Annotated in this window: 12 protein-coding genes; 8 read left to right on the top strand and 4 right to left on the bottom strand. The window is 69.7% G+C overall.

Annotation, left to right across the window (positions count from 1 at the left end; genetic code table 11):
* Both JHN63_RS37230 and JHN63_RS37225 read right to left on the bottom strand, forming a co-directional pair.
* Window positions 1-946 (bottom strand): zf-HC2 domain-containing protein (locus JHN63_RS37230; protein ID WP_234478271.1); only part of this gene is annotated, 946 nt, incomplete at its 3' end.
* 359 nt (window positions 947-1,305) lie between these two features.
* Window positions 1,306-1,878, bottom strand: coding sequence for a sigma-70 family RNA polymerase sigma factor (locus JHN63_RS37225; RefSeq protein WP_200689306.1), 573 nt, complete (start codon window positions 1,876-1,878; stop codon window positions 1,306-1,308).
* 324 nt (window positions 1,879-2,202) lie between these two features.
* Between JHN63_RS37225 and JHN63_RS37220 the strand changes: the two genes are divergently transcribed.
* Window positions 2,203-2,589 carry an STAS domain-containing protein gene (locus tag JHN63_RS37220; RefSeq protein WP_200689304.1) on the top strand — a complete coding sequence of 129 codons (387 nt, stop codon included), beginning with the start codon at window positions 2,203-2,205 and terminating at the stop codon, window positions 2,587-2,589.
* A gap of 162 nt (window positions 2,590-2,751) precedes the next feature.
* Window positions 2,752-3,264 (top strand): EF-hand domain-containing protein, encoded by a 513-nt coding sequence (locus JHN63_RS37215; RefSeq protein ID WP_200689302.1) that lies wholly within the window; start codon window positions 2,752-2,754, stop codon window positions 3,262-3,264.
* Here JHN63_RS37215 and JHN63_RS37210 read toward each other — a convergent pair.
* Complete coding sequence (locus JHN63_RS37210; protein WP_200689300.1) at window positions 3,248-4,801, bottom strand: class I adenylate-forming enzyme family protein; 1,554 nt, start codon at window positions 4,799-4,801, stop codon at window positions 3,248-3,250. The genes JHN63_RS37215 and JHN63_RS37210 overlap by 17 nt on opposite strands.
* 85 nt (window positions 4,802-4,886) lie before the next feature.
* On the opposite strand from JHN63_RS37210, the gene JHN63_RS37205 reads away from it, so the two are divergent.
* The 4 genes from JHN63_RS37205 to JHN63_RS37190 all read left to right on the top strand — a co-directional run bounded on the left by JHN63_RS37205 (window position 4,887) and on the right by JHN63_RS37190 (window position 9,066).
* The gene (locus JHN63_RS37205) at window positions 4,887-6,083 is read left to right on the top strand and encodes an amidohydrolase family protein (protein ID WP_200689298.1); all 1,197 of its coding nucleotides are present in this window, start codon (window positions 4,887-4,889) and stop codon (window positions 6,081-6,083) included.
* Window positions 6,083-7,216 (top strand): acyl-CoA dehydrogenase family protein, encoded by a 1,134-nt coding sequence (locus JHN63_RS37200; RefSeq protein ID WP_200689296.1) that lies wholly within the window; start codon window positions 6,083-6,085, stop codon window positions 7,214-7,216. Before JHN63_RS37205 ends, JHN63_RS37200 begins: the two co-directional genes overlap by 1 nt.
* A gap of 3 nt (window positions 7,217-7,219) precedes the next feature.
* The gene (locus tag JHN63_RS37195) at window positions 7,220-8,080 is read left to right on the top strand and encodes an acyl-CoA dehydrogenase family protein (protein WP_200689288.1); all 861 of its coding nucleotides are present in this window, start codon (window positions 7,220-7,222) and stop codon (window positions 8,078-8,080) included.
* A 509-nt stretch (window positions 8,081-8,589) separates the two neighbouring features.
* Window positions 8,590-9,066: an ATP-binding protein gene (locus tag JHN63_RS37190; protein ID WP_200689308.1), complete on the top strand. Its 477-nt coding sequence runs from the start codon at window positions 8,590-8,592 to the stop codon at window positions 9,064-9,066.
* Window positions 9,067-9,459: 393 nt separating this feature from the next.
* On the opposite strand, the gene JHN63_RS37185 is transcribed toward JHN63_RS37190, so the two are convergent.
* Complete coding sequence (locus JHN63_RS37185) at window positions 9,460-10,395, bottom strand: cyclase family protein (protein WP_200689287.1); 936 nt, start codon at window positions 10,393-10,395, stop codon at window positions 9,460-9,462.
* A gap of 95 nt (window positions 10,396-10,490) precedes the next feature.
* Here JHN63_RS37185 and JHN63_RS37180 point away from each other — a divergent pair, with 95 nt between their 5' ends.
* Both JHN63_RS37180 and JHN63_RS37175 read left to right on the top strand, forming a co-directional pair.
* Window positions 10,491-11,402, top strand: a complete 912-nt coding sequence (locus JHN63_RS37180) for an SDR family NAD(P)-dependent oxidoreductase (RefSeq protein ID WP_200689286.1) — start codon at window positions 10,491-10,493, stop codon at window positions 11,400-11,402.
* Window positions 11,403-11,537: 135 nt separating this feature from the next.
* A partial coding sequence (locus JHN63_RS37175; protein ID WP_200689285.1) for an acyl-CoA dehydrogenase family protein occupies window positions 11,538-12,193 on the top strand: 656 nt, incomplete at its 3' end.

The raw sequence follows: 12,193 nt of genomic DNA, 5'->3' as shown, positions 1-12,193 counted from the left end.
CGGCCTCCCCCGCACCGACCAGATGCCGCCCCCCACCCGGCGAAGCCAACCCGTGCCGCCGCCGCTCCGCCAACACCACCGGCAACATCCGCGCGGCGAGATCGATCATCCGGTTCAGATACCGAGGAGACGGCGGGTCGTACGGATAGTCCACCGCCTCCGCGATGTCCTCCGCGTGCACCCAGCACTCGAAGGCCCGGTCGAGCATCGCATCGTGCAACGGAAGCTCGAAGTCCCCGTAGGAGACGGCGAGTTTGCCGGTGCTGCCGCCGGTGAACGACACCGTGCGGACGATGTTGTGGCTCTGCTCGCGCCAGGGCGGCCGAATGGACCGGCTCGGCGGGAAGTGCGACGACTGCCAGTACGCCTCGGTACGTGAGGCCGGTGTCGCCGCCTTGGCGACCTCCCCGGTCAGCGGGTCCTCGAGCCCCAGCGCCGCCGCGACCAGCCCGTCGACGGTCAGCAGATGCGCGATCACCCCGGCGACGGTCGTACGACGACTCGTCGGCCCCTCGCCCTCGAACCAGCGCAGCCGCACGGGCGCGTGCCACTCGGCGTCACCTATGTCCTGCAACAGCGCGTCCAGCCGCGCGGTCTCCGCGTCGTACGGCGTCGCCCACTCCGGCACCGGGATGCGCGGCGGCCGGCGGTCGAAGGAACCGGTGAGGACACGGGTGCGCAGCCCGGGGTCGAGGTCGAGCGGCTCGACGGGGTGGAGCAGTCCGACCGCGCCGCGCAGCCGTAGCGCCTCGTCCGCGCAGGGCCCGCACTCGCCGAGGTGTTCCTCCACGGCGGCCGTCTCCGCCGCCGAGCACGCGGCCAGCGCCCACGCGCCGAGCAGCGCCTTCAGCACCCGGTGCTCCAGCACCAGCGGCACGGCCCGGGCCTCGGACACATCGAGCTCGGGCAGCGGACGCCCACCGTCCTCCACGGAGGCACGCGGCATCGGGATCCACGGCGGCTCCCCCGCACCGCTCCCGGAACCGCCGTCCACGGAACCACCACCGGAACCGCCCGCGTCACCGTGCGAGCCGTCACCGGAACCGCCCGGTCCACCCCGCACGCCGTCGTCGCCGTCACCGTCGTCGTTCACCGAACCGCCGTTCCCGGAGCCGTCGTTCACAGGCCGGCCGTCCCCGCGACCGCCCTGCGCGGAGCCGTCGCCGTCCGCGGGCCCACCCGGACCCCCGCTCCCCGCCCCACCCTGCGCCGGCACGACCTCCTCACCTTCCGCGGCCCCTTCGCCGTACGCCTCGTAGCCCTCGTACCTCTCGAAACCCTCGAACCCGTCCCGCCACGCGTCGGTCACGTCCCACCCCCCGCTCCCGGCGGAGCGCCGGCGTCATGGGCGGTGGACAGGAGTTGGAGGCCCAGGCGGAGGCGGCGGCGGGCCTCGTCCTCGGTGACGCCGAGGTCGGCGGCGGTCTGGCGGTAGTCACGGCGCTGGAAGTAGGCCAGCTCCAGGGCGGCCCGCAGCGGGGCGGGCATCGACGTGACGATGTAGTCGGCGCGGGCGGCGACGGAGGCGCGGCGGACCTTGCGCTCCAGCTCCTCGGTGGAACCCTCGCCGCCGTGGGCGAGGGCGACGGTCTCGGTGACGCGCAGCCGCTGCACGGCGAGGCGGTGGGTCAGCGCGGCCACCCAGGAGCGCAGCGGGCCCTGCTTGGGGTCGTAGGCGTCGGGGTGCTCCCACACATGCGCGAAGACCTCGCGGGTGATGCCGTCGGCGGCGCGCTCGTCGCCCAGGACGCGGTGGGCGAGGGAGTGCACGAGGGAGGCGAAGCGGTCGTACAGCTCACCGAGGGCCGCCGCCTCGCCGCGGGCCAGCCGCTGCTGCATCTTGCGGTCCCAACGGGGCGGTGCGTCCTTCGTCGCCATGCGGCCCCCTCACCGTGTCCGTGCCCAAGTCAAGCGTGCGCTCACCGTCTCTTCGAATGTAGTGGGCACGTCTGACAGCGCACCCCCCATTCTGCAATTGCACGCCCCCGAAGCGGCGCGAGTGGTAACGGATCGGCGCCTACCCCGCCCACACCTGATCGAACAGGATCGAAGGCGACTAGAACAAGCCTCTTCGGGCCGGTTTCCGTTTCTGCCCCCGTGTTTCAGGGAACGGCCGCTGGGCAGCCGCGCTGCAAGGAAGCGTAGGTACGGCTTCCGTTTCCGGACGGTCTCCGGGAGTTCCGGCTAGCGAGAGGCGCGACGGTGGCCTTCAAAGTGAACGACGGCGAGCGCGGCGACTGGTCCGTGCTCCTCGTGTCCGGCGAACTGGACCTGGTGAGCTCACCGGTGCTGCGCCGACGGGTGCACGACGTGGTCGCCGAGGGGCGGCACAGCCTGGTCCTGGACCTCTCCGAGGTGCTGTTCTGCGACTCCAGCGGCGTCGGCGTGCTCATCGCCTCCCGCCGCCTCATCCGCTCCTGCCAGGGCCATCTGCGCGTGGTGCTGCCCGCGCGGGGCGCCGTCGACGGCTCGCATGTCAACCGCGTCCTCGGCGCCCTCGGTGTGCGCCGCCTCTTCGACGTCTATCCCGATGTGATGACGGCCACAGAAGAGGACCCCGAGGAAGAGGCGGACCCCCTCTCGGCGTGACGCCGTGGGTCTCCTGCATGACGCCGTGGGTTTCCCGCGTGACGCCGTTGTTTCGGAATTTCCCCGGTCTTGGTACAAGCGACGTTTTCGGCTCCCGGACCCGCCCCGGCGTCGTACGCTCCAGCCAAGCGCACCCCACATGAGTAAGGCGGCCCGAAAGACATGGTCAGCACCGAGTACGAGCGACGGATCGCCGCCCGGTTCGCCACCTTCGACCAGGACGGCAACGGCTTCATCGACCGCGAGGACTTCAACTCGGCGGCCAAGGCGCTGCTCGCGGAGTTCGGCACGGCGGCCCGCTCCGACAAGGGACAGGCCCTGTACATCGGCGCGGAGGCGTTCTGGCAGGGCATGGCCGGCATCGCGGACCGGGACGGCGACCAGCGGGTCAGCCGCGAGGAGTTCGTGGGCGGCGCGGTGAAGCGGCTGCGCGACAACCCCGAGCGCTTCGCCGAGATCGGCCGCCCCTTCCTGCACGCGGCCCTCGACGTCGCGGACCCGGACGGCGACGGCTCGGCCACCATCGCGGACACCGTGCGCGTCCTCAAGGCCCTCGGCGTGCCCGACGACATCGCCGCCATGGCGGCCGCCGCGCTCGACACGGACAGCGACGGCAAGGTCGGCGAGGCGGAGATCGTCTCCTCCTTCGCCCGCTACTTCACCGTCCCGGAATAGTCCCGGGATCCGTCTTGGGATCCGTCTTGGGACCCGAATAGCGCTCCCGCAGCTTGTACTTGAGCACTTTGCGCAGGGTCTCGTTGCGCGGAAGGGCGTCCACGATCTCCAGCTGCTCCGGCAGCTTGTGCACGGACAGTCCTTCCGCGCGCAGATGGTCCGTCACGGCCGCCAAGGTCAACTCCCCGGCCCCCGGCGGCTGTTCGACCACCGCACAGACCCGCTCCCCACGCTCCGCGTCCGGCAGCCCTACGACGGCCACGTCCCCGACGTCCGGATGCGCGGCCAGCAGATCCTCGATCTCCTTCGCGGAGATGTTCTCCCCCTTGCGGATGATCACGTCTTTCAGCCGCCCGGTGAGGATCAGATGCCCGCTGTCGGTGACGACCCCCAGGTCCCCGGTACGCAGAAACCCGTCCGCGTCGAAGGCTTCCGCCGTCTGCGCCGGGTCCAAGTACCCCTGGCACACGGCCTCCCCGCGCAGCCGCACCTCCCCGCCCTCGGCGATCCGTATCTCCATCCCCTCGGGCGGTCGTCCCTCGGTCGTGGCGAGGTTCTCGGTGGTGTCCTCCGGGTCGCCCATGGTGATCATCGGCACCTCGGTCATGCCGTAGCCATGGGTGAGTTGGACCCCCATCTCCCGTACGACGGAGTGGTAGACCTCCGGCGGCTTCGGCGCCCCGCCGCCCGCGAGCAGCCGTAGCGAGGGAATCACCTTCCGGTCGGGCTGCTTGCGCTGCTCGGCAAGGAACATGGAATAGAAGGCGGTTGAGCCGCCGGCCACCGTCACCCCGTGCTTGCGGTACCCCTCCAGCGCGTCCGGCAGCGCGAACTGCTCGAACATCACCGCCGGGAAGCCGTACAGCAGCAGCATCACCGTGTAGTCGGGCCCGGCGATGTGCGCGTACGGGAAGGCCATCGACCCCACGTCGTCCGCCGTCAGCCGCAGCGCGTGCGCGAGGCACGAGCCGCCCGCGATCAGCGAACGGTCCGTGTGCAGCACGCCCTTGGGGTCGGACGTGGTGCCGGAGGTCCAGTAGATCCAGCGGACCGAGGTGCCGTCGGCGGGCGGGGCGGGGAGCAAGGACGGCTCTCCGTCGGGGAGTTGGGCGTCGTCGTACGCCTCGAAGATCCCCCGCGCGCCGAGCCGTCGTGCCATCTCCATGTGGTCGAAGCCGCGCCACGTGCCCGGCACCGCGAAGTACTCGGCCTTCGACTCCCGTAGCGCGAAGCCGACTTCGCGGTCCCGGTAGAAGGGGATCACCGGCGTCTGTACGGCGCCCAGGCGGGCCAGCGCGAAGGAGAGCAGGGCCGTCTCGATGCGGGTGGGCAACTGCCAGGCGACGACCGTGCCGGGGCGGACGCCCATGTCGTACAGGCCCGCCGCCACGCGCTCCGAGCGGTCCCGCAACTCGCCGAAGGTCAGGGCCCGGTCGTCCTGGAGGAAGACCGGCCGGTCGGGGGTCAAGTCGGCGCGGCGGACGACCAGTTCCCACAGGGTGCGGGAGGAACTCAGGGAGTGCGGCGTCTCGTTCATGGTCCCCCTCCTTGGCTGACGACTCGTCAGGTGACATGCTATCTGACGGGTCATCAGATAAGTACCGTCCGGCGGAGGGGAACCCATGGCCACCGAACTGCCCCGCATCATCAGCGTCGACGACCACGTGATCGAACCCGCGCACCTCTTCGAGACCTGGCTGCCGAAGAAGTACCGCGAGCGCGGTCCGCAGCCGCTCACCGCCGGAATCGGCGAACTCGCCTACGTGGCGGGCAAGTACCAGATCACGATGGACCCGGACGGCCCGCCCACCGACTGGTGGATCTACGAGGACCTCAAGTTCCCGTACAAGCGGAACATCGCCGCCGTCGGCTTCGACCGCGACGAGATGACCCTGGAGGGCATCACCCGCGAGCAGATGCGCCAGGGCTGCTGGGACCCCAAGGCGCGACTCGCGGACATGGACCTCAACCATGTCGAGGGCTCGCTCTGCTTCCCGACCTTCCCGCGCTTCTGCGGCCAGACCTTCGCCGAGGCGCACGACAAGGAGGTCGCCCTCGCCTGCGTCCGCGCCTACAACGACTGGATGGTCGAGGAGTGGTGCGGCGACAGCGGCGGTCGGCTCATCCCGCTGTGCCTGATCCCGTTGTGGGACGTGGAGTTGGCGGTCGAGGAGATCCGACGGAACGCGGCACGCGGCGTCCGCGCGATGACCTTCAGCGAGATCCCCACGTACCTCGGACTGCCGTCGATCCACTCCGGCTACTGGGACCCGTTCTTCGCGGTCTGCCAGGAGACGGGGACGGTCGTCAACATGCACATCGGCAGCAGCTCCCAGATGCCCGCCGCATCGCCGGACGCGCCCCCCGCAGTACAGGCCTCGCTCTCCTTCAACAACGCGATGGCCTCGATGATGGACTTCCTCTTCAGCGGGGTCCTGGTGAAGTTCCCGACCCTCAAACTCGCCTACAGCGAAGGGCAGATGGGCTGGATTCCGTACGCCCTGGAGCGCGCCGACGACGTGTGGGAGGAGCACCGCGCGTGGGGCGGGGTGCGGGATCTCATCCCCGAGCCCCCGTCGACGTACTACTACCGCCAGATGTTCTGCTGCTTCTTCCGCGACAAGCACGGGGTCGCCTCGCTGGACGTGGTAGGGCGGGACAACGCGACCTTCGAGACCGACTACCCGCACGTCGACTCGACCTTCCCGCACACCAAGGAGGTCGCCCTCGACCATGTGAAGGGCCTCGACGACGAGACGGTCTACAAGCTGATGCGGGGCAACGCGATCCGCATGCTGGGCCTGGACCTAGACAAGTAATGGACCTCTCCTACACCCCCGAGGAGGACGAGTTCCGGGCCCGGTTGCGGGAGTGGCTCGCCAAGGTGCTTCCCACCCTGCCCGCGAAGCCGTCCCCGGACGACTGGCCGGCCCGGCGCGGCTACGACCTCGGCTGGCAGCGGATGTTGTACGACGCCGGGTACGGCGACGTCCATTGGGGTGCGTCCCCGACCACCCGGCTGATCTTCCTGGAGGAGACCGAGAAGGCGGGCGCGCCCTACGTAGGGGCCAATTTCGTGGGGCTGTTGCACGCCGGGCCGACGATCGCGGCCGAGGGCACGGCCGAGCAGCGGGAGCGCTGGCTGCCGCCCGTGCTGCGCGGCGACGAGGTGTGGTGCCAGGGCTTCAGCGAACCGGACGCCGGCTCCGACCTCGCGGCGCTGCGCACGCGCGCGTGGCGGGACGGCGACGACTACGTGGTGACCGGTTCCAAGATCTGGACCTCGCACGCCGAAGTCGCCGACTGGTGCGAGCTGTTGGTCCGCACGGACCCTGCGGCGCCGAAGCACCGGGGGATCAGCTGGCTCGCGATGCCGATGGACGCGCCGGGCATCACCGTACGGCCGCTGCGGACGCTCGCCGGGTCCGCGGAGTTCGCCGAGGTGTTCCTCGACGAGGTGCGGGTGCCGGTCGGCAACCGGGTCGGGGACGAGAACGACGGCTGGCGCGTGACGATGGTGACGCTGTCCTTCGAGCGCGGTACGGCTTTCGTGGGCGAGGTCGTCGCCTGTCGGCGGGTGTTGGGCGAGCTGGCCGTGGAGGCACGGCGGAACGGGCGGTGGGACGATCCCGTGCTCCGGCGGCAACTGGGGCGGCTGAACGCCGAGTTCAGGGCGTTGTGGCGGCTCACGCAGTGGAACGTGAGCGAGGCGGAGGCCTCCGGCGGTGTACCGGGTGTGGGCGGCTCGGTCTTCAAACTCCGCTACTCGCACGCCCGTCAGGAGCTGTACGACGTGGCGGCGGATGTCCTCGGCGCGAACTCCCTCGATCTGGAGCGGGCTTGGGTGCTGGACCGGTTGTCGTCGTTGTCGTACACGATCGCTGCGGGCACTTCGCAGATTCAGCAGAACATCGTGGCCGAGCGGATTCTCGGGTTGCCGAAGGGGCGGTGAGCTGTGCGTTTTCAACTGACCGATGATCAACGGGCGTTGCGGGACGCGGTGCGAGCCATGGTCGGTGGTCGGCCGGCCGCGCCCCCGAGCGGTACTCCTCGGCTGGACCGGGTTTTCTGGAAGGCCCTCGGCGACCTCGGGGTGTTCTCCCTACGGCTGTCCGAAGCCGACGGAGGGGCCGGACTCGGGCTGCCCGAAGCCGTGTTGGTGTTCGAGGAGGTCGGGGCGGCGTTGGTGCCCGGGCCGTTGGTGGCGACCCATCTCGCTGCCGGGGTGGTGCCGGGGGCGGCCACCGGGGAGACGGTGGTCGCCGCCGCCGATGGCCGTCTCGTGGAGTGGCTGGACGAGGCCGATGTCGTGCTGCCGGGGGCCGAGGGGGCCGTAGAACTGCGGTCGGTGGATCCGTTGACGCCCTTGCATCGGGTGCCGGCTCCGGCGCGTGCCGGTTCTGTCGCTGTTCTTCTCAGTGCTGCCGAGCAGCTCGGGACGGCCGGGCGGGTGGGGGAGCTGGCGGTGCAACACGCCCGGACGCGGGAGCAGTTCGGGCAGCCGATCGGGGCGTTCCAGGCCGTCAAGCAGCTGTGTGCGCAGGCGTTGGTGCGGGTCGAGGTGGCGCGGGCCGCCGTGTACGCGGCGGCGGTGACCGGCGATCCGGTGGACATCGCGGCGGCCCGGCTGCTGGCCGACGAGGCGGCCGTGCGCGGTGCCCGGGACTGTCTTCAGGTGCATGGCGGGATGGGCTTCACCTGGGAGTCCGAGGTCCATCTGCATCTGAAACGGGCGTGGGTGCGCGCGCGGCGTGGTGGCGGGAACACGGAGAGTGAGGAGTTGCTCGCGGCGGATCTGCTGGCCGGGGTGGCCTGACGGGGCGCCTGCCTGCGGTGACCGGAACGGGCTCGACAACGGTGTCGCGGAACGTGGCACACCGGAATCACGGAGCGTTGATATCGGGTTGTGTCCTATGCGTGACTTGTCACGGCCTGGAGTCGCCTGCGGGCTCCGGTACCTTGTGTGGGATGCGAGTGGTTCAAGGTACGAGCCATGCCGGTGTTGCCTGTGAGGCGGCCCCGGACCGGGCGGTGCGCGCCGCCGCTCGCAGGGCAGAACGGGCTTTCGCCCCTGCCTGTTCGACTTCCCGCGACGAGCGTCGCACAGTATCCCGCACGCGTACTCCTTCGCGCTGGAATATGCCCGAAGCGCTTGTTGGGGTGACTGAACGTCAACCATGCTGTCTCACAAGGGATTCACGTTCCGTGACCCTGGTTCTGGCCGTTGTTCTGGTCATGCAGGAAATGGCTACGATCGTGGCCCTCGTGAGGCGCGAGGCTAAGTGTCCGCCGGTTCGGATGGTGTGAGCGGTGCAGGTGCTTCAAGTGCAGCTGGAGATCCGGCCCGACCCTGCCGAGGTGGGGCGAGCCCGGCGGTGGGCGCGCTCGCGGCTCGCGGTGTCCGGGATAGAGGCCGACGAGCCGCTCGCGGAGACGCTGATCCTGCTCGTCTCCGAGCTGGTCACCAACGCCGTGGTGCACACCGGTTGTCCGGCCGTGCTGCGGCTCTCCCTGCCGGATGTGGCGACCGAGTCGGCGACCGTACGGCTGGAGGTCGCGGACACCAGCTGCAAGGCCCCCGTGCCGCGCTGTGCGGACGGCGACGAGACCGGCGGCCGCGGCCTGGCCCTCGTGGACGGCCTCGCCGACCGCTGGGGCTGGAGCGCCGAGGGCACCGGCAAGCGCATCTGGTGCGAGATCGACCGGGACAGTGAACCCCGCCAGGCCGTGGCCGAGTTCGGCGGCGGTGTCACCGCGTACGAGGGCTTCGAGTTCGAGGGCTTCGCGTACGAAGCGGTGTAGGTCCCGGTCGCGGGTGCCCCAGGTGCCCCACGTGTCCACGTGCCTCGGGTTGTAGGTGCTGTCTGCAAGTGCCGGGCGGAGATGCGCCGGGCCGTGCTTCCGTGCGCGCCCGGTGACAAATGCGGCTTACGGAATAAATCCCCGGATGGGCGTTGACGCGAAGTGACCAGGTGGTCACGCTTGTGGGCAGCGATTCGCCGCGAGGGGACGGCGAGGGCTTCGGTGACGGGAGCCCTCGGCGAGTGTGGATCGCGTTCGGCGTGGGTCCCCTCGGGGCCGGGGGCCAGGACGGGGCGCCGGAGTCGGATGGCGGCACGCGGTGCCGTGCTCGGGGTGGGCAGCAGCGGGCCGCCATCCGACCGTAAGTCCGGCCCTCGTCAAAACCGGACTGTCCTAGAGGATGGCGATCGGGGCCACCGGGGTTCCCGTCGCGCCGACGAAAGGTTCGGGCATCGCGGACAGGAGGAACGTGTAGCGGTTCTCTTGTCCACAGGCTGTGGACAACTCTTCGAGATTCCAGTTCTGGCCCTGCAGCATGCCCATCTCGACCAGGTCGAGAGCGTGCACCGGCAGCCACAAGTCCGCTATTTCCGGCGGAAATATCTCAAAGGTGAGCGTGTCATTGGCGACCGCCGCGACATCGCGCGCGTGGAACCACTCCGGCGTACGGACCGACAGCCCGGGTGACGGATAGCCGTACCCGTGCTTGTCGCCGGCCAGATACACCTGCACCTGCCCGGTCCGTACGAGCACGATGTCGCCCGCGCGGACCCGCGTGCCGGCGAACTCCTCGGCGGCTTCCAGGTCTTCGGGGGTCACGGCGTGCCCGCCTTCGAGGCGATCGACCCCCCGCGCGCGTGCCACGTCGAGCAGTACCCCGCGCGAGACGATGTGCCGGGCCTTGTCGATCCCGCTGAACTCGGCGCCGCCGTGCGGGGTCACGGTGGACGCCGGGCGGCCGTTGTAGAGCCTGCCCGAGTGCGAGACATGGGTCAGCGCGTCCCAGTGGGTGCCGGCCTGGAGCCCCAGGGTCACCGCGTCGTCGCTGCACGCGACCGTGCCCGGGCCGAAGAGTTCCTGGTTGATCTGCACCATCGCGTGCAGGGGGTTGATCCGGCCGGGGATCAACCCCGTCTGCACGCCGTCCTGTTGGAGGGGGAGGGCGAGGGGGATGCGGCGCCCGGTGCGGATCTCGGCGGCGGCCTCGCGGACCACCTCGTCGGTGATCAGGTTCAGGGTGCCGATCTCGTCGTCAGCTCCCCAACGGCCCCAGTTGTTCACGCGCTTGGCGATGTCGTGGAACTCCGGACCAAGTGTCGGCGGTGACATCGGGGCCTCCCCGGGGCTTGTCCTCAGGCATCTGACGGGTCGTAGAATCTGAGTCGAATCTAACGGACCGTCAGAAACTGCGGGAGGGGCCGGACATGGGGAACTTCTTGGCAGGCAAGGTCGTCGCCGTCACGGGCGCGGGCCGGGGCATCGGACGGGCGGTCGCGCTCGCGGCCGCCGCCGAGGGGGCGCGGGTCGTCGTCAACGACTACGGGGTCTCGATGGACGGGGCGTCGCCGACGAGTGAGATCGCCGCGGGTGTCGTCAAGGAGATCGAGGCGGCGGGCGGTGAGGCGGTCGCCGTCGCCGATGACATCTCGACGATGGCCGGTGGGCAGCGGGTCGTCGATGTCGCGCTGGCTTCGTACGGGCGTCTCGACGGGGTGGTGTGCGTTGCCGGGATTCTGCGGGAGCGGATGCTTTTCAATATGTCCGAGGAGGAGTGGGATCCGGTTCTCGCCACGCATTTGAAGGGGACGTTCACTGTTTTTCGGGCGGCCTCCGCGGTGATGCGGAAGCAGCGGGGCGGGACCTTGATCGGGTTCACCAGCGGTAATCATCAGGGGTCGGTTTCGCAGGCGAATTACAGTGCGGCCAAGGGCGGGATCATCTCGCTGGTGCGGAGCGCTGCGCTGGGCCTGAACAAGTACGGGGTCACCGCCAATGCGGTGGCGCCTGTCGCTCGTACGCGTATGTCGGCCAATGTTCCTATGGAGTTGGCGGAGATCGGGTCTGCGGAGGATGTGGCGGCGTTGGTTGTCTATCTGCTGTCCGACTCGGCTCGGGAGGTGGGGATCACCGGGCAGGTTTATACCGTTGCGGGGCCGAAGATCGCGGTGTGGGCTCAGCCTCGGGAATTGCGGGCCGCGTATGCCTCCGGCGGTTGGACGGCTGAGAGGATCGCGGAGTTTTTGCCGGGGTCTGTGGGGGTGGATCCGATGCCGATGCTTGCGCGTTTGCAGGAGATGGAGCGGGCTGCGCGGGAGGGGAGTCGTCCTAACGCCTAGGAGGGCGGGAGGTTCAGTTGTGTAGTGAGTGCGGGTGCGTTGGGGCTGGTCGCGCTCACGCGGCGGAGCCGCATATTGATACAGCCTCGCGCCCCTGGGTTAGTTGATCTGGCCGGTGTTGGAAGGGGACCCCCTGTGGACTTTGGATTCAGTGGCGCTGATGACGTGTTTCGGGGAGAGGTTCGGGAGTGGCTCTGTGCGCATGTCGATTCCGGGCAGGATCGGCGCAGTTGGGAACGGACACTCGGCAAGGGTGGGTGGATAGGGCTGGGGTGGCCGGAGGACGGATACGGGAATCGCAGCGCCACTCTCACCCAACAGGTCGCCTGGGCCGAGGAATACGCGCGGTCGTCCGCGCCGCCGCGGTCCGGGCATATCGGGGAGAATTTGTTGGCCCCTACCCTTATCGCGCATGGTACCGACGAGCAGAAGTCCCGTTTTCTGCCCGCTATTGCCGCTGGGGACGAGTTGTGGTGTCAGGGGTACAGCGAGCCGGGGGCCGGGTCCGATCTGGCGGGGGTGCGGACTGTTGGGGTGCGGGACGGTGGGGACGGGTCTTATCGGGTCACCGGGCAGAAGATCTGGACCTCGCTCGCTCATGAGGCCGACTGGTGTTTTGTGTTGGCGCGGACCGAGGTGGGGTCGCGGCGGCATCGGGGGCTGAGTTTTCTGCTGGTGCCGATGGATCAGCCGGGGTGCGTCGAGGTGCGGCCCATACGGCAGTTGACGGGGACCAGTGAGTTCAACGAGGTGTTCTTCGACGGGGCGCGGGCCGAGCATCTGGTGGGGGG

Source organism: Streptomyces sp. MBT65 (assembly GCF_016612545.1).
Lineage (GTDB): Bacteria > Actinomycetota > Actinomycetes > Streptomycetales > Streptomycetaceae > Streptomyces.
The sequence above is the reverse complement of the archived record's forward strand: the minus strand, read 5'-3'. Positions and strand labels throughout refer to the sequence as shown.